17 protein-coding genes are annotated in these 17,017 nt (G+C 70.3%); 6 read left to right on the plus strand and 11 right to left on the minus strand.

Annotated elements, in window-relative coordinates; translation table 11 throughout:
* Positions 1-255 (plus strand): hypothetical protein, encoded by a 255-nt coding sequence (locus tag G6O69_RS25210; RefSeq protein WP_176397080.1) that lies wholly within the window; start codon positions 1-3, stop codon positions 253-255.
* A gap of 7 nt (positions 256-262) precedes the next feature.
* Here the strand turns inward: G6O69_RS25210 and G6O69_RS25215 are convergent, their stop codons facing one another.
* A complete protein-coding gene (locus G6O69_RS25215) occupies positions 263-451 on the minus strand; it encodes a hypothetical protein (RefSeq protein WP_275943091.1) in 189 nt (62 codons plus the stop codon).
* 185 nt (positions 452-636) lie between these two features.
* On the opposite strand from G6O69_RS25215, the gene G6O69_RS25220 reads away from it, so the two are divergent.
* Positions 637-2,070: a hypothetical protein gene (locus G6O69_RS25220; RefSeq protein ID WP_172306059.1), complete on the plus strand. Its 1,434-nt coding sequence runs from the start codon at positions 637-639 to the stop codon at positions 2,068-2,070.
* Positions 2,071-2,096: 26 nt separating this feature from the next.
* Complete coding sequence (locus G6O69_RS25225) at positions 2,097-2,549, plus strand: hypothetical protein (RefSeq protein ID WP_172306060.1); 453 nt, start codon at positions 2,097-2,099, stop codon at positions 2,547-2,549.
* On the opposite strand, the gene G6O69_RS25230 is transcribed toward G6O69_RS25225, so the two are convergent.
* The 8 genes from G6O69_RS25230 to G6O69_RS25265 form a co-directional block, all read right to left on the minus strand.
* The gene (locus G6O69_RS25230) at positions 2,542-2,775 is read right to left on the minus strand and encodes a hypothetical protein (protein WP_176397081.1); all 234 of its coding nucleotides are present in this window, start codon (positions 2,773-2,775) and stop codon (positions 2,542-2,544) included. The two genes, G6O69_RS25225 and G6O69_RS25230, sit on opposite strands and share 8 nt — an antisense overlap.
* 32 nt (positions 2,776-2,807) lie before the next feature.
* Positions 2,808-4,325, minus strand: coding sequence for an alpha/beta hydrolase (locus G6O69_RS25235; protein ID WP_172306061.1), 1,518 nt, complete (start codon positions 4,323-4,325; stop codon positions 2,808-2,810).
* A gap of 117 nt (positions 4,326-4,442) precedes the next feature.
* On the minus strand, positions 4,443-5,552 hold the full coding sequence (locus G6O69_RS25240) for an acyl-CoA desaturase (RefSeq protein ID WP_172306062.1): 1,110 nt from the start codon (positions 5,550-5,552) through the stop codon (positions 4,443-4,445).
* Positions 5,553-5,787: 235 nt separating this feature from the next.
* Entirely contained in the window at positions 5,788-6,888 is a 1,101-nt protein-coding gene (locus tag G6O69_RS25245; RefSeq protein ID WP_172306063.1) for a PilT/PilU family type 4a pilus ATPase, read from the minus strand.
* Entirely contained in the window at positions 6,888-8,771 is a 1,884-nt protein-coding gene (locus G6O69_RS42345) for a PilT/PilU family type 4a pilus ATPase (RefSeq protein ID WP_172306064.1), read from the minus strand. Before G6O69_RS42345 ends, G6O69_RS25245 begins: the two co-directional genes overlap by 1 nt.
* 127 nt (positions 8,772-8,898) lie before the next feature.
* Positions 8,899-9,918 carry a TerC family protein gene (locus tag G6O69_RS25255; protein ID WP_172306065.1) on the minus strand — a complete coding sequence of 340 codons (1,020 nt, stop codon included), beginning with the start codon at positions 9,916-9,918 and terminating at the stop codon, positions 8,899-8,901.
* 330 nt (positions 9,919-10,248) lie between these two features.
* Positions 10,249-10,752, minus strand: a complete 504-nt coding sequence (locus tag G6O69_RS25260) for a hypothetical protein (RefSeq protein ID WP_172306066.1) — start codon at positions 10,750-10,752, stop codon at positions 10,249-10,251.
* A gap of 75 nt (positions 10,753-10,827) precedes the next feature.
* Positions 10,828-11,658 carry a molybdopterin-binding protein gene (locus G6O69_RS25265; protein WP_172306067.1) on the minus strand — a complete coding sequence of 277 codons (831 nt, stop codon included), beginning with the start codon at positions 11,656-11,658 and terminating at the stop codon, positions 10,828-10,830.
* Between the two features lie 232 nt (positions 11,659-11,890).
* On the opposite strand from G6O69_RS25265, the gene carA reads away from it, so the two are divergent.
* Together carA and G6O69_RS25275 are read left to right on the plus strand one after the other, a co-directional pair.
* Positions 11,891-13,078 (plus strand): glutamine-hydrolyzing carbamoyl-phosphate synthase small subunit, encoded by a 1,188-nt coding sequence (gene carA / locus G6O69_RS25270; RefSeq protein WP_172306068.1) that lies wholly within the window; start codon positions 11,891-11,893, stop codon positions 13,076-13,078.
* Complete coding sequence (locus G6O69_RS25275) at positions 13,075-13,854, plus strand: hypothetical protein (protein WP_172306069.1); 780 nt, start codon at positions 13,075-13,077, stop codon at positions 13,852-13,854. The genes carA and G6O69_RS25275 overlap by 4 nt, the downstream gene beginning before the upstream one ends.
* A 197-nt stretch (positions 13,855-14,051) precedes the next feature.
* On the opposite strand, the gene G6O69_RS25280 is transcribed toward G6O69_RS25275, so the two are convergent.
* Positions 14,052-14,684, minus strand: a complete 633-nt coding sequence (locus tag G6O69_RS25280) for a peptidoglycan DD-metalloendopeptidase family protein (protein WP_172306070.1) — start codon at positions 14,682-14,684, stop codon at positions 14,052-14,054.
* Positions 14,685-15,102: 418 nt separating this feature from the next.
* A complete protein-coding gene (locus tag G6O69_RS25285; RefSeq protein WP_176397082.1) occupies positions 15,103-15,300 on the minus strand; it encodes a hypothetical protein in 198 nt (65 codons plus the stop codon).
* A gap of 208 nt (positions 15,301-15,508) precedes the next feature.
* Here G6O69_RS25285 and G6O69_RS25290 point away from each other — a divergent pair, with 208 nt between their 5' ends.
* Positions 15,509-16,996, plus strand: coding sequence for a serine/threonine-protein kinase (locus tag G6O69_RS25290; RefSeq protein ID WP_172306071.1), 1,488 nt, complete (start codon positions 15,509-15,511; stop codon positions 16,994-16,996).
* Positions 16,997-17,017 lie beyond the last annotated feature (21 nt).

Raw genomic sequence — 17,017 nt, forward strand, 5'->3', positions numbered from 1 at the left:
TTGCGTCTCCTCGGCGGCCTCGACGACGACGCGGTCGAAACTTTCGTCGACACACAGCTCGACGCCTTCAGCGACCGCGAGGAGGTATGGCAGATCTATGAAGCTGGCAGCGACGGCGCCCTCGAGGTCATCGCCATCGTCGAGCCGCGCGCCTGGAGTTCGTCGATGATGCGGGACTACGCGAAGCTTCTGGGCCGGCGGCCACAGCTCCTCGACGAGGTTCCGCGGCCCAATCTCATCTTGTGGGAAAATTGATTGGCGCCTAGGCGAGCATCTCGGCGAAGCGCTCGAGGCCGCGCTCGATCTGCGAACGCTCGGGCCCGAAGCTCAGGCGCACGAAGCCGGCGAGGCGCGAGGCGATGTGGTCGCGGCGGTTGCCGGGGTCGATGTCGAAGAACACCCCGGGCACGCAGATCACCTGGCGCTCGAGGGCGGCCTTGAAGGAATTCATGCCGTCGAGCGGCTCGGTCGACTCGACGACGCGAGTCTGGCGGTGGCTCGCCGCGACGCGTGGCGGGAGATCATCGAGCCGATGCTCGCCGCGGTCGCGTGAGGCTCCGCGGCTGGCGGCTAGCTTGTGCTGTTCGGGGGCGGGCCGTGTGCACCGCTCGGTGCTGCGTCTGGTATGAAGACCCCATGAGCGTCACACCGATCAGAGTCATCTGTTTGTTCGCTATCGCCTTGCTTGGCTGCGACGCCGAGCCCGAGGCCGCAGCTCCGGCGACCCCCACCGCGGATCAGGCCCCGAGCGAAGCCGCTGAGCCCGAAGTCACCGAGCCTCCCGAGCCCGAGCCGCCGGTCTTCGAGTCGCACGTGGCCATGATCGTGCCCGAGGGTCGCGAGTTTTTGACCGGGCCCGAGGGGCGCCTGCCCTTGCTCGTCGACGACGACGCCTACTGGCTCGGCGCCGGCAAGAAGTTGCTGAAGGTCCCGCGCGCGGGCGGGGAGCCGGAGACCCTCGCCCTCGGCGGGTGGATGAAGCCCTTCGCCATGCGCGGCGACGAGATCTTCTTGGACGGGGACAGCGAGACCATCCAGGTCCTGGCCAAGGGCGGAGGCGAGCCCACGAAGCGCTTCGACCTGGACATGAAGCGCAGCCCCACGGTGGTCGGGGATCGCCTGGTACTCACCGCCTACGACAAGGAGGGCCAGCAGACCGTCATCTACCACGCACCGCTCGCGGGCGGGGAGTTCACGGCCATCCCCCTCGGCGGCTACCTGCGTTCGAACCGCCAGCTGGCCGTGCGCGGCGACGCGCTCCTGACGGTCGTTGGCTGGGGCAAGGTCGTGCGGATCGGCGGCGAGTTCAAACAGGCCGAGGCTGTGTTCGAGTTCGGCGCTGACGAGAAGACCGAGCACATCCTCGACGTCGCCTGGGCCGGGGACACGATCCTGGTCAACGTCGGCGTGCTCGGCGACAAGCCCACGCAGACGCTGGTCCGGCAGACGAGCGACGGCGCGCGCACGACCCTGCAAGAGGCCCCGGCCGAGCGCCCCTCGATCCTCATCGGCGACGGCGAGCACGCCTACTGGCAGGTCGAGGGCGAGGGCGCGTGGCTGGTCGACGCGGCGACCATCCAGCCCGTCGACCTCGGCGGCTACACGACCAAGATCTCGGCGACCTCGGTGGGGATGGCCTGGCAGATCGGCAACGAGCTGCGCCTCGCGACCAAGGGGCCCGAGGCTCCGATCGTGCTGCCCGCCGAGGCCTTCCCCAAGGATCAGCTCGCGGGGCTCAGCCTGGGTCGCTCCGGGCCCAAGCTGAGCGCCAAGTCAACGACGATCGGGCCCGTCGACGCGAGCATCGTCCGCCGGATCATGCGCGCGCACGGCAGGGACACCCGCCGGTGCACCAAGCGTGGGGGCAAGCTCGACGCCTCGCTGACCTTGACCTTCACGATCAACGCCGAGGGCAAGGCGATCGAGGTCGGGGCGAAGGGCGGCGAGAGCTTTCCCGATCAGGCGATTGTGACGTGTCTCGTCGAGGCGATCGATGGGTGGTCCTTCGGCAAGCCGGGGCGGGGGGGGCTCGCCAAGGTCGAGCACACGATCACCTTCGGCGAGGGCTGAGGTTTGAGGGAGGGGATCGAACGGGCATGGGCGAGCTGGTCTCCGGTCTCATCGATCTCATCCGCGAGGGCGGGAAGGCAGGGGCCGTGGTCGCCTGCGTCCTCGGCCTGATCCTCATCCCCACGGGCTACTTCCTGTTCGCCCACGCGGCGGGGCCCGGGGCGGTGTGGCCGATCATGCTCGGCGTCTCGGTCCTCGGCCTGGGCTGCCTGGGCCTGGGGCTCGGGGCGCTGTTCGGCAACCAGGCCCGCCTCGACGCCGCTCTAGAGGCCGGAGGCGGCGTGGCGAGGGCGGACTTCGCCGACGCCCGGCTCCGCGCCGAGATGGCCAAGGTCCCCTTCGGCGCCTGCGGCGACTGCGGCTACGTGGTCGAGGGGGCCTCGGCCTTCGATCGCTGCCCGAACTGTTTTTCGGTCCCGGGGTGGTCGCTCGTCGAGGAGGAAGACGAGCGCGGCCGGGCCATCTCGAGCCTCAGCTGAGCGCTGCTTGCCCCCGCAGGCGGCTGGGCCTGGAGGCGCGTGTCATCTTCGAGCCGTGGAGGCGGACGGGACGGACGAGCTTGCGAGTGGGCTGGCCTGGAGCATCACCGAGGAGCTGGCGATCACCAACTGACGCGCCATAGCAAGACGCCAGCACGAGCTGCTCGCTCGAGAAGTGTCCCTCGGTGTCGAACTCGTCGAGAGAACGACCATGCCTGGCGCACACGCGGGTGAGTCGCTGGTGTGTCTGCTGGGTTCCTAGCCCTTGGACGGCTTGTCGAGCTTGGCGACCTTGGTCAGCCAGGTGGTGATGGTCTCGAGCACCTCGGGGGCGATGGTCGTCTCGATCTGCGCGTACTCGGAGATGGCGCCGGTCTCGGCCGGCTGGAACAGGTGGTTGAGGCCGGGGAAGCGGACGACCTCGAGCTTGCGATTGTGCTCGAGCGCGGCCTCGATCGCGGGGATGTTCTGATCAGGGGGGACCTGAAGGTCGAGCTCGCCGTTGAGCGCGAGCACGGGCACCTTGATCTTCTCGAGGCTCTTGGTCGGATCCCAGCGGATGAAGTGGACGTACCAGGGCGAGGCGAGGACCTCGAGCTGCGTGTCGATGGCCGCGTCGATGTCGGTGGGCCGCTCGCCTTCGGGCAAGGCCGAGAACTGCTCGCGCAGGAGCTCGCGCAGCTTGGCTTCGAGGGTGGCCTGGTCCTCACCGGCGGTGGCGAGGATGACCTCGTGGACGGCCCTGGACTGGGCGACTTGCTCCTCGATCTTGGCCGCGGGCATGCCCTGGGACGCGAAGATCAGCTTGGCCTGCGCCTCGAGCAGCGCGTCGCCGCGCACGCCGGATCCGGCGAGGAGGACCAAAAACGCGATCTTCTTGGGGTGCGTGGCGGCGATCAGCGGCCCGGTCACGCCGCCTTCGCTGTGGCCGATCAGGCCGATGCGCTTGGGATCGATCTCGGGTCGCGCGGCCAGGGTCGAGACCGCGGCCCAGCCGTCGCTGGCGAAGTCTTCCATGGACGCGAGCTTGGGGTCTCCGGTCGACTCGCCAAAGCCGCGGTCATCGTAGCGGAGCACGGCCACGCCGTTGCGGGTCAGGTGGTCGGCGAGGATCCAAAACGGCTTGTGGCTGAAGATGGTCTCGTCGCGGTCTTGCAGCCCCGAGCCGGAGAGCAGGACCACGGCGGGGTGCGGGCCGGGGCCCTCGGGGATGGTCAAGGTCCCCGCGAGGGTGACCCCGGGGGCGTCGGGGTTTTCGAAGCGCAGCTCCTCGACCACGTAGGGCGGGGTGCCCTCGGGGTTTTGCGGGCGGCGCAGGGCGGTCGCCTCGGTGAAGGCCTCGTCGCTCATGGCCGCGACCTCGCAGTCGAGGGCCTGGCCGTTTTGGGTGAAGGTGCAGCTCGGGCCCTCGCCGGGGACCAGCGTCCAGGTCGCGTTGACCTGCGGCCAGCTGACCGTGTAGCTGCCGGGCTGATCGGGAACAGGCACGGGTTCGCCCAGAGAGACGCCGGTGACCGCTTGCTGGGGGATCCACAGCTGGGCGATCGCGGGACCCTCGGGGGCGTCCTCGGGCGGCTGGACCGACAAGATCCAGTCGAGGCCGGTGTTGTTGGGCAGGGCCAGGCTGCCGAGCCAATTGCCCTCGGGGGACACGGGGGCGGCTTCGGGCGCGGGGGCCTCGGCGGTCTCGGGCGCCACGGACTCGTCTGCGCTGGGCTTGCAGGCAAGGGGCGTGAGCAGCAGGGCGCAGGCGAGGGGGAGGCTGGTGGCTCGCATGGCGCGATTTTGTGCCTGGCACTGGAGCCAGGCAAGGCCAGGGCCCGGGCCGCGCCGCAGCTGTGGGCGCTGTTACGCGGCCTGCGGCGAGTGGCATCGCTGCGAGCTACCGGCGGCTCAGGGTGCCGTCAGCGTGTCCAGGCGGCCGGGGCTGGCGTCGGCCACGGGCTGGCCCATGCGCCACAGCCAGCGTAGGTGCGAGGTCACGGCGGCGCGCAGCGAGGGGCTGGCGTGGTAGCGGACCCCGTACTCGGCGCAGCAGGTCTCGACGATTCCCGCGAGCTCCGGGTAGTGCACGTGGGAGATCCGCGGGAAGAGGTGGTGCACGGCCTGGAAGTTGAGGCCGCCGACGTACCAGGTCAGCCAGGGGTTCTCGCGGGCGAAGTCGACGGTGGTCGCGAGCTGGTGCTGGGCGAAGCCGCGCTCGATGTGCTCGCTCGGCGCGAGCGAGATGAACTCGGCCTCCTCGACGCAGTGCGCGAGCTGGAAGACCAGCGCGAGCACGAAGCCGGCGAGGTAGAAGGCGACCACGTAGAAGGCCAGGCCCCAGGCCCAGCCGAGCACGATCACGGGCAGGACCAGCCCCCAGCCGAGGTGCGCGACCTTGCCGGCGATGAACAGCGCCAGCTCGGCGCCGCGGGGCATGGCGATGTTCGCCGCGCCGACCTTGCCGCGCAGGAGGTCGCGGTAGTCGTCCCACAAAAACCACTTGAAGGTGATGAAGCCGTAGAGCAGCGGGAGGTAGACGAACTGCAGGCGGTGGAAGGCGTAGCGCGGCTGTCCCGGGGACATGCGCGCGAGCGCGCCGAGCTCGATGTCGTCGTCGGCGCCTTCGACGTTGGGGAAGGTGTGGTGGACGACGCCGTGCTTGACCCGCCACACGTAGGAGCTGGCGCCGAGGAAGTCGAGCACCGCGGCCGCCCACCAGTTGCCGCGGCGGGTGCTGGCGAAGGCCCGGTGCCCGCCGTCGTGCTGAATGCTCATGCCCATGCCGCCCACGGCCAGGCCGACGTTGATGCTGCCGAGGAGCACCCACGCCGGGGTCGCGCCGATCAGCGCCATGGCCATGCCGGCGGCCCACCATGCGAAGAGCACAGCGGTCTTGCGTCGGATCTTGGCCCCGCCGTCACGGCCGAGGCCGCGCGCGCGCAGGTGAGCGTCGACGCGGCGACGCAGCTCGAGCTCGAAGGGGGTGCGGGTGTCGAAGCGGATGCGCTCGTCCTTCACGGGCGCGAGTCGACCATCGCCGGCGCCTGGAAGACAGGCGTCGGCGGGGATTCGACACAACGAAGACAAGCGCGTGAGCTTCGATGACCGAGCCGTGACCTGGACGTTGCGAGGTGGCGCGCGGGGTGCGAGAGCGTGGGGCGCACACCCGCCGCGAGGTGAGCTGCGTCGCGTGGGTAGTGAAAGGCGGGACCTCGCGGTCCGCGTGTGCGCGCCGGGCACACGCGGGTTGGGCTCACTCGACTGGCATGTCGATCTGGCTGGCGATGTGCGGCTGCTTGGCGAAGCTGTTCTTGTCGAGGGCCTTGTCGAGGGCGTCCTGCGCGGAGATCGTGCCTGCGCGCACGAGCTTGTCCAAGGTCGCGTCCATGCCCTGCATGCCGTCGCGGCTGCCCGCCTGGATCAGGCTGTCGATCATCGAGGTCCGGTTCTCGCGGATGCAGGTCGAGACCGCGTTGGTGCCGATCAGCACCTCGTGAGCGGCGACCCGCCCGCTGCCGTCGGCGCGCTTGAGCAGCTGCTGGGCGATGATCCCCGCCAGCGACTCGCCGAGCATGCCGCGGATCGCCGGCTGCTGCCCGGCCGGGAACACGTTGATGAAGCGGTCGATGGTCGCCGCCGCCGAGTTGGTGTGGACCGTGGCGAAGATCAGCACGCCGTAGCTGGCGAGCTGGAGAGCCAGGCGCATGGTCTCGGGGCCACGCAGCTCGCCGACGAGGATCACGTCGGCGTTCTCGCGCCCGGCCGAGCGGATCGCGTCGGCGAAGCTGGGCACGTCGTGGCCGACCTCGCGGTGCGTGATCAGGCACTTGACCGGCTGGTGCACGAACTCGACCGGATCCTCGATGGTCAGGATGTGCCCGGCGCGGTTGTGGTTGATCCACGAGATCATCGCCGCCAAGGTCGTGCTCTTGCCGCTGCCCGTCGGCCCGGTGACGAGCACGAGGCCGGCCCGGCGCTTGGCGAGGTCGAGCACGTGGGGCGGGAGCCCGAGCTCTTCGGCGGTGAGGATCTTCGAGGGGATCGTCCGGAACACCGCCCCGGGGCCGGTGTGCTTGTAGAGGTAGTTGCAGCGAAAGCGCGCCTTGGCGCCGCCCTTGCCGTCGGGCAGGGAGTAGGCGAAGTCGAGGTCGCGCTCCTCGTGAAAGCGCGCGCGTGTCGGCTCGTCGAGGAGCTCGTCGAGCAAGCTGCGCATGCGCGCCTCGTCGATGGGCTGCTGGCCGTGGGGGACGAGGTCGCCCTTGAGGCGGAGCATGGGCGGGTAGCCCACGGACAGGTGCAGGTCCGAGGCCTTCTCCGAGAGCATCAGCTCGAAGTAGCGATCGAGGGCGGGCATCAGCTGTCTCCTTTCTTGCGGCCGAACATGCCGCGCACGGCTCCGAGGGCGGACTTGCCGAGGTCCTTGCCGCGCTCGCCTGCGGGGGGCTGGGCGCCACCGGGCCCGCCGGGTCCGCCTGGACCGCCTGGACCGCCTGGACCTTCGGCGCCGGCGCCCGGCCGCTTGACGCCGATCGCCCGCGGATCGTCGGCCGCCGCCTTGGCGTCTTCTTCGGTGATCACGCCCTGCTCGAGCAGCTCGTTGAGCGAGTCCTCGACGCGGATCATCCCGTAGTTGCGTCCGCGCTGGAGCAGGCTGGGCAGCTGGAACAGCTTGTTGTCGCGGATCAAGCTCCACAGCGGGACGTTGCCGGTGATCAGCTCCGAGGCGGCGACCAGGCGCGAGCCGTCCTTGGCGGGGACCAGGCGCTGGGAGACGACGACCTTGAGGGCGCCGGCGAGGGTCGAGCGGACCTGGGCCTGGTCGTCGGGGGGGAACATGTCGATCAGGCGATCGATGGTCTTGGCGCCCGAGGGCGTGCTCATGCTGGCGATGACGAGGTGGCCGGTCTCGGCGGCCTGTAGCGCCATCTCGACGGTCTCGCGATCGCGCAGCTCGCCGATCACGATCACGTCGGGGTCCTCGCGCAGGGCGCCCTTGAGCGCCGAGTGGAAGCTGGCCGTGTGCAGGCCGACCTGGCGCTGGCTGATCACCGCCTTGGCGATGGGGTGGACGACCTCGATGGGGTCCTCGACGGTGATCACGTGGGCCGGCTTGTTGCGGTTGACCAGGTCGACGAGCGCCGCCATGGTCGTGGTCTTGCCCTGGCCGCTGGGCCCCGAGACCACGGCCAGGCCCTGGTGGTATTCGCCGACCTTGCCCAGCTCCCGCGGCAGGCCGAGCTCGGCGAGGCGCGGGGGCGTGGAGACGATCATGCGAAAGCAGCCCTTGAGCCCGCTGCGGCCCTTGGCGAAGTTGACGCGCATGCGCCCGGTGCTCGCAAACTCGACGGCGAAGTCGGCGTAGCCCAGCGTCTCGAATTGCTCGCGGGTGTGCTTGCCGGCCTGCTCGAGCAGGGGCAGGAGCATGGCTTCGATGTCGCCGGGGGGGATGTCCTTGCCCACGGGCTCGAGCCGGCCGAGGCGGCGCAGGCGAGCCGGCTGCCCGCCGACGACGTGGAGGTCGCTACATCCGGACTCGCGGGCCTCGGTGAGCATCGCGAGCATGCGCGAGGAGGGCGTGCCCTTGGTCCAGGTGCAGCGTGGCGGGCGGCTGCCGAACTGAGCGGAGGCGCCGGCGCGACCCCCCGCGGGGCTGGACGAGGGGGAGGACGAGAGGGAGGAAGAAGGGGATGGGGATGGGGATGCCGTGGAGCCGTAGGAGACGACCTCGATGCTCTCGATCTCGAGGGCGGCGCCGCCTGTCTCGAGCTCCAGCTCGCGCATGGAGCCGGGCGCGGGCGCGGCGGGGGAGGCCGCTGGGGTCGGGGAGGTGGCCGGCGCGCGGGTCGGCCCCGAGCTCGGCCGCGCCTGGGGCTGCGCCGTGGCCTGGGGCGAGGGGCGAGAGTTCGCGCGTGGGCGGGCGGCGGCGGCCTCCTGCTCGCTCGCGCTGGTGATGCGGACCTGGAGTTGATCGCCGCGCCGGGCCACCCGGCAGCTGTAGCTCAGCCCCGCCACGGAGATCAGCGAGGGCTCGCCGGGGGTGTCCGCCGCGGGCAGCAGCTCGCGCTGGCCGACGCTGTCGAGGAGCGCGACGATGTGCCCGGCGGCGAGGGGGGCCTTGGTCAGCGGGTGGAGGTTGCCCTTGCTCAGCTGCAAGGCGGCGACCTTGCCGGTCTGGAGCACCAAGGCTTCGACATCCGCGCGGGCGAGGTAGCGCAGGTAGTGGTCGAGGTCTGCCACGCTGGCGAGGATATCGCGGGCGCCGCCGGCGGGGCTACTTCGCAGGCGGGCGCGGGCAGGCGGGCGCGGGCAGGCGGGCGCCCTGGGGCCGCAAAGCCCGCTGCGGGCAGGCGGCTCGCTCAGAGTCTCAGCCCTGGGACTCGGGCTTGGGCGGGCGCAGCAGGCTGAGCAGCACCGAGATCACCAAGATCGCCGCGACGAAGCCCAGCGACCAGCCGATCGGGACCTCGACGGGGTCGAGCCAGGCTGCGTGGGGCACCCCCGCGCGATACAGCCCGATGCCGCCGATGCCCTCGGCGAGGACCATCTTCACGCCGATGAAGGCCAGCACCAGGCCCAGGCCGTAGGGGAGGTAGTGGAAGCGGTCGATGACGTTCTCGAGCAAGAAGAACATCGCCCGCAGCCCGAGGACCGCGCACACGTTGCTGGTGAAGACCACGAAGGGGTCGCGGGAGATGCCGAAGATCGCCGGGATCGAGTCGAGCGCGAAGATCACGTCGGCGGTCTCGATCATCAGCAAGGTGACGAACAAGGTGGTGACGAACCACCGCCCGCCCTGCCCACCTTGCTTTGGCTGCTTGACGAAGAAGCGGGGGCCCTCGAAGTCGCGGGTGACCCGCAGCCACTGCTCGGCCTTGCGCTTGACCCAAGAGTCACCGGCCTCCTCGTCGGGCTCGTCGTCACCGGCGACGAGCAGCTTGATGCCCGTGTAGATCAGGAAGCCGCCGAACAGATAGAGCGACCACGTGAACATCTCGATCAGCCCGAGGCCGACGAGGATGAACAGCGCGCGGAGGATCAGCGCGCCGAGGATGCCCGCGAAGAGCACCCGATGCAGGTGGTCGCGCGGCACCTTCATGTAGCGGAAGATGACGATGAAGACGAAGATGTTGTCGACGCTCAGCGACTTCTCGATCACGTAGGCCGAGAGCCACTCGAGCGCCGGCTCGGAGCCGAAGCGCCACCACACGAAGCCGCAAAAACACAGCGAGAGCGAGACCCAGACCACCGACCACATCAGGGCCTCGCGCGAGGTCACGCGGTGGGTGTCGCGGTGGAAGACGCCGAGGTCGAGGGCGAGCATCAAGAGCACGCCGACCAAGAAGCCTGCCCACAGCCAAGGGGAGCCAACGGTTTCGAATCCCAAGTCAGCGACCTATGGAGGAGCCCGATGCGGCTCGGCTCGCGCCCTTCGAGATCGAATTCGAGAGGGTCGAGGTGGGAGGGAGCGACGGGGGAGGGGTCGAGGTGGACCTGCGCGGTCGGGTGAGGCCTGGATCGGGCGGCGATGGCTCGCGCGGGATCGTGACGGGGTTCACCACAGGTTGCAGGGCTCGAAGTCGCGTGGAGAAAAATCGCCTGGGCGAGGTTCGCGCGACGCGAGTCGCTCGGTGACCCAGGCGGACAGAGGCTAGCGCAGCTGAGACGATCTGCATCGCAACGCGTGAAGAAAAGCGCTGCGTGCCTTGTCCTTCGCTCACTTCGTCAGCCGCTCGATGGACTCGCCGACCGAGACGGTGGCGGTCATCTTGCGGGGCTTGGACTCGTCGATGAACTCGAAGTCGACCAAGGTACCGGAGAAGTCGACGTAGGCGCCGCCCTTGAGCGGGCGACCGAGCGCTTTGGTGGTGTAGAGGTAGTACTTGAGCTCGATGTCGTAGAGCACGGTGCCGGCGTCGCAGGTGAGCTTGTACTCACCGTATTGCGAATCCTCCATGTCGCCGGTGCTGGATCCGCCGGTGCACTTGGCTTGGCCCTTGAATGCACCCTCGGCCTTCAGCCCCTCGAGGTGGGCCGCGCGGGCGTCGCCCTCGGTGGGCAGCAGGGCGTTCATGCCCGCCTTGTTGAGGGTCAGCCCCTCGGTCTCGACGGGGTCGTAGCCCTCGGGCGGCGCGAGCAAGTCGTCGCTGGGTTTTTTGTCACAAGCAACCAGCGGCAAGAGCAAGGTCGCCGCCAAAACCAGAGGAGGGGCCGCACGCATGGGGCCGACGGTATCACCGCGGACGGCCCCCCGCGAGCCGCGAGCTAAGTCACCCTTCTCGTCGGCGAAGCCGCTCTAGGACGTGGGGGCGGGGGGCGGGAGCAGGCGGGCAGGGTCGAGCTGGTCAGCGAGGGCATCGCGGGCCGCCTGGGCTCGGGCGGCGTCGCTGGCCTCGAAGGTGATCTTCACGCGCACGCGCAAGCGCCCGCCCTCGTCGGGGATCCAGCTGGGGTAAGAGCCGATCTCGACGTCCGCGAAGTCGGCCACGACCTCGTCGAGGCGGTCCGCGAGGGCGCTCTCGTCGAGGGAGGTGTGGAGCTCGACCAGGGCCCAGTCGCGGGCTGGCGGGAGCTCGCCGGGGATGCCCTCGAGCGTCTCGATCTTCGCCCGCAAGAGCGCGGGGATCCCCGGGAGGATGTAGATGCGCGCGTCGTGGGGCTGGGGCGGGCGAGCGCCGAAGATCTCGCCCGCGGCGAGGTCGAGGCGCATCACCGGCCAGCCGGGGAGGGCGCGCAAGGTGGTGCCCTCGGGGATCTCCGCCATGCGCAGGGCCGCCTCGGCGGCGGCGCCTTTGTAGTGCTGGCGCAAGATCGCCTCCATCTGCCCGTCGCGGATCAGCCGGCGCCCCGTGGCGCGAGCGATGGCCGCCATGGTCACGTCGTCGTGCGTCGGGCCGACGCCGCCGGAGGTGAACACCAGGGGCACGCTCGTGAGCAGGCGCAGCAGCGCCTCGCCGATGGTGTCGAGCTCGTCGGGGACCACCGCGATCTCGCGCAGGGTCAGGCCGCGACGGCGGCAGACGCGGCTGAGATACCAGCCGTTCTCGTCGCGGATCTTGCCCGAGAGCAGCTCGTTGCCGATCAGCAAGACGGCGGCGGTGGGTCGCGGAGCGCTGGCCTCGGCCATGGGCGAAGAGTATAGCCGGCGCGCGCCACAGCAGTCGCGCGGGCGACGACAGTCGCGGGTGCGAGCCGTCTCGCCGGCGCCCGGCCCATGCGCGCGCCGAAGGGGCGGGGTGCCAGGGCGGGCGCAGTCGCGGCAGGCGCGATCTCGCGGGGCCTCGGCGCAGGCGCAGCCCTCACCGCGTGGCCGGCCCCCGGTATCGGGAGGCGGCGCGCTCATATACCATCCGCCACCGATGGGCGACGACCGCTACCATGGGCCGGGAGTGATGGTGCTCGCTGACGGGCGAGTGTTCCGCGGGCAGGGCTTTGGGGCTCGAGGGACCTGCGTGGGCGAGCTGGTGTTCAACACCTCGCTCTATGGCTACCAGGAGATTGTCAGCGATCCCTCGTACTGCGGGCAGATCGTCTGCCTGACGGCCGTGGAGATCGGCAACGTCGGGGCCAACCCCGAGGACGAGGAGTCCGAGCAGCCCGCGGCCGTCGGCCTGGTGGTCCGCTCGCTGTCGCCGGTGGTCTCCAACTACCGCGCCAAGGAGCCGCTCGGCGACTGGCTGGCCCGCCGCGGCGTGGTCGGCCTGGCCGAGGTCGACACCCGAGCGATCACTCGGCACCTGCGCGACCACGGTGCCCAGATGGCGGCGATCTCCAGCGAGACCGAAGACATCGAGGCGCTGCGTCAGCTCGCGGTCTCGGCCCCATCGATGGTCGGGCGCAACCTCGTCGACACGGTGACCGCCGACGCGGCCTACGAGTGGGACGAGCCGAGCTGGCGAGCCCCTCGCGCGGCCGCGGCCGCCGGCCCGGAGGCGGTCGACCCCGAGCTGCGGGTGATCGCCTACGACTTCGGGATCAAGCGCAACATCTTGCGCAAGCTCCGTGACCGCGGCGTGCGGGCCAAGGTCGTGCCGGCCTCCACCCCCGTGTCCGAGGTCCTCGCCGAGGCGCCCCACGGGGTGTTCTTGTCCAACGGCCCCGGGGATCCAGCGGCGGTCTCGGCGGTGATCGAGCAGCTGCGCGAGCTGCTTGGGGACGCGCGCAGCAGCGAGCTGCCCCTCTTTGGCATCTGCCTGGGCCACCAGCTGCTCTGCCTGGCCCTCGGCGGCCGGACCTACAAGCTCGAGTTCGGCCACCACGGCGGCAACCACCCGGTCCGCGACGAGGGCGACGGATCGATTGCGATCACCGCCCAAAACCACGGCTTCGCGGTCGACGTCGAGAGCCTCGGAGACGGCGCCGAGCTCACGCACCTCAACCTCTTCGATCGCACCGTCGCCGGCGTCGGCCTGCGCGACCGCCCGATCTTCGGGGTCCAGTATCACCCCGAGGCCAGCCCTGGGCCGCAGGACTCCGACGCGCTCTTCGATCGCTTCGTGGCCATGGTCCGCGAGCGCGCAGCAGGCGAGCGTACGGTCGAGCGGTGAGCCGGGGCGAGGGCCGGCCGCCGCTGCGCTTGGGCTTCGTCGAGGAGGCCCCCGACGAGCTCGACTGGCCGGGGCCACGGCGGGCCGCGAGGGTGCCCGCGCGCCTCGGCCCGGAGCTCACGCTGCCTGCGGGCGAGGGCCTCGATCTCCTGGCCGCGGCGATCTTCGACGGCGAGCGCGGGCAGGCGCGCCTCGATCCTCTGCTCGAGCGCTTCACCGCCGAGGTCGGCGCGCTGGCTCCCGACGACGCGGACTTCGAACTGCTCTGGGTCGCGCGCACGGACTGGGCGCTGTGCGAGGCCCAGGCCCCGGACGCGCGCTTCGAGGGCGACTCCTGGGGTCGCAGGGCGCTGCGCGGGGAGATCCCCGGCTTGGCCCTCGACCCCGATCAGCGCCCGCGCTTCGCGGCGGCGATGGCCTCGGTGGTCGGGCTCTTCGAGGTCTACCCCGGCGAGCCCAGCTGGATCCGCGACCGGCTCTCGGGCGTGGTCTTGCGCCTGCTCGACAGCGTGGGCCCGTGGCCGCGGCGCGACCCGGACGAGCCGGCGGCGCTGTGGGAGATGCGGCTGATCCCCGACCTCGCCGGGGGGGGCGTACGCATGGCGCGGCCGCCTCTCGACTACCCCATCGATCTGCGCCCGACCCTCGAGGACGCCTTCGTGCGCCGCTTCGAAGCGAACTCCTGGCCGGCGCTCCAGGATCTTCGCCGCGCTCGCCTTCGCTACAGTCGGGCCGGCGGGCGCACGCCGATCAGCCGCATGCTCCGCTGGCGCTAGTGTGCGCGGCAGAGGACTTGAAGGGTCCCAGGCGCCGGACCGCCGGTTGCTGACGAGGCGCGAGGAGGGAGGAGGGAGGAGGGAGGAGGTCGGGCACAAATGACTGACGAGCAACGAAGTCAGCGGCCGGTGCTCCAAGCCTGGGGCCCTTCAAGTCCTCTGCCGCGCACACTAGTGTGTGTACACTAGCCGAGCTTCTAGGGATCCTGGGGGAGAGCAGGGGAGCTGCTGGGGTCGGGCTCGGCAGGGGGCGGCGGGAGGCGCTCGAGCATCGCAGGCCAGCGGCGCAGGGGCTGGCGCAGGAGCGTGAGGGGATCGACCTGCACGCCGTCGACGAAGGTGCGCAAGGTCAGCGAGGGCCCAGCCGCGAGCCCCAAGACCGCGCCGCGAGTCACCGGGAGCTGCGCGTGGACGGAGGCCTCGCGCAGCGGGCCGAGCTCGCTGCGTACGCCCTGGTCGTGGTCGACGGTCACGAAAACCCCGCCGTCCTCGGAGACGGTCTGCCCGCTCACCCGGCCGTCGGCGATCGCCAGCACATAGGCGTCCGCGTCGACGCGCAGGTGCAGCCCGCTGACCTGCTCGTACTGCCCGCTGATCGGGCTGATCCGCCAGCCCGAGACCTGGTCGATGTCGACCGCCTCGAGCGGCCAGGTCGACCACGGCGCAGGCTGCCACGCGGCCAGGGGGCCGGTGAAGGGATCGCCAGGGTCCGAGGCGCTCGTCGAAGGCGTGGGCTCCGTGGGCGCGTCAGTAGCGCGAGGCTGGTCCTCGAACGGGTTTGCGGGTTCCTCGCAGGCTGTGGGCGCGGTGAGGGCCCAGGCAATGCACAACACAGCGCGCGAACGAGGCGCACCGATCCATCCGGGATTGCGCACACTCCGACGCTCTCGTCCCTCGGCAAGGCGGTGCCTTCGTCGTAGTAGGGCGTGCACTGCTCGGATGCGATGTGGGGTTTGGCGCGGCCGCGATGCCCAATCCAGCCCGCGGCTCCAGGTGATGTAACAGGCGTCGCGGTCGTTGCCCAGGCTCTCGCGTCGGCGCCTCGGCGTCGGGCCAGGAGTGAGGGCGCGGCGAGGGAGCGGCGAGAGAGCGAGGGCCTCGTCATCGAGCCACGGTTGTCGGCGGGCGTCGGCGGGCGATCACCAAGACGCACTTGTCGGCGTCGACGCAGCGCGCTCGCGTGAGTCGTGCCCACGCCGAGCACCAGCCTCGCCCGCTTCATCGTTTCGATCCCCTTCATCACCTTCGTCAGGGGTCCTCGTCTTCACCTGCTTTGCTGCCGATATCGCTTGGTTTTCCGGTATCGCTTGGTTTTCCGGCGTCGGCGTCAATGGCGGCGTGGCCTGTGGCCTGTGTGTCCGTGCAGCCCAGCGGCCGGCGCCTCGCGGCCAGCGCGAGGCGCTTTGGCGAGGTCTCCGCGAGGCGGCCATTGCTATGGCGGGGCATTTGTAATCTGGCCTTCATCGCGGCGTTTCCTGGCAGACAAAGCGCGACCGCTCACCTCGTCCGCGGGCACGCCTCGGCTGGTGGGCGGCGGGTGGGGTGCAGGTCCTCGCGCGGTTGCCCCGCTCGCGGATCCTCGCGCGGGGCCCAGGCCTGCGGGCCGACGTCGGCCTTGTAGGCCGTCGACGGGATCGTCTAAGCTTCCGGCGTCTTGAGCAACATCGAGCCAACGCCCTTCGGCGACAAGTATTTGCTCGTCGAGCACATTGCGACCGGCGGCATGGCCGAGGTCTACCGCGCCCAATACACGGGCATCGAAGGCTTCGCCAAAGAGCTGGTCGTCAAGCGTCTCCGCGAGGAGTTCGTCGAGCGCCCGGAGATCGTGCAGATGTTCCTGGACGAGGCTCGGGTCGCGGCGACGCTCACCCACAACAACGTCGTCCACACCTACGACCTCGGCGAGATCTATGGCGAGTACTTCATCGCCATGGAGCTGCTGATCGGCGAGGAGCTGGTCGCCGTGCTCCGCCGCGCCGTGGGCACCGGCAACATGATCCCGATGGACCTGAGCATCGGGATCATCATGCAGGCCCTCGAGGGTCTGAACTACGCGCACGATCGCCGCGACGACACCGGTGAGCTGCTCGGGCTCGTCCACCGCGACATCAACCCGACAAACATCCACGTCGGCTACGACGGCGTGGCCAAGATCGTCGACTTCGGCATCGCGGCCACCCGGGCCACGGCCGTGTCCAAGGGCCCCAGCCAGTTCGCTGGCAAGCTCTCGTACATGGCCCCGGAGCAGATCTACGGCCAGGAGCTCGATCGCCGCGCCGACATCTTCGCGCTCGGCGTGGTGCTCTACGAGATGTGCCTGGGCCGGCGCCTGTTCCGTGGCCGCCCCGAAGACGTCCGCGAGCGCATCTTGTCCGGCGACGTGCCGGCGCCGACCTTCGTCGATCCCGAGTTCCCCCCGGCCCTCGAGGCCGTGATCATGCGCGCCCTCGAGGTCGACGCCGGTGATCGCTATCAAAACTGCGATCACATGTACCGCGAGCTCGACGCGTTCATGCAAGAGGTCGGCTGGTCGGCCAACGCCCGGCGGATCAGCGCCTTCATGAACGAGATGTTCGGCGAGGGCGCCCCGGCGGAGGTCGACTACGACGACCTCTACGACGACCTCGTCGACGACGCCCTCGACTTCGACGCCTTCGACACCATCGGCGAGGCCCCCGAGGAGGAGGAAGAGGAGGCCCCCGACTGGGCGCGCAACCTCGGCTCCCGCGGCGAGGCCAAGGTCCGCAGGCGCTCGATGACCATCGGGAACCTCGAGGAGCTCGTCGCCGACATCCGCCCCGAGGAGTCGGGCGTGGGTCGGCGCGAGGACTCGGGTCGCCACGAGAGCCGGCCGAGCACCGGCGGTCAAAAGCGTACGAGCAAGTCGGGCTCCTCGCGTCCGATCACGCGAAACACGCACAACCTCCGGGCCGGATCCCGCACCAGCGCGCGAAGTCGCGCGGTCGGGAGCTCACGGCAGACGCTGTCGACGGGTGCCGTCGAGGGTGTCAACACGGGCTCCTTTGGCCAGGGCGTGGTCTCGGAGCAGACCAGGCGCGGAAACCCGGTGGTCTGGATCGGGCTGACCGTCCTGTTCTTGGCCATCGTTTATTTCGGCTACACGATTTTGACCGCCAAGTGAGGCGGACGGTATTGTCCAGGG

It is taken from the genome of Pseudenhygromyxa sp. WMMC2535 (assembly GCF_011083025.2).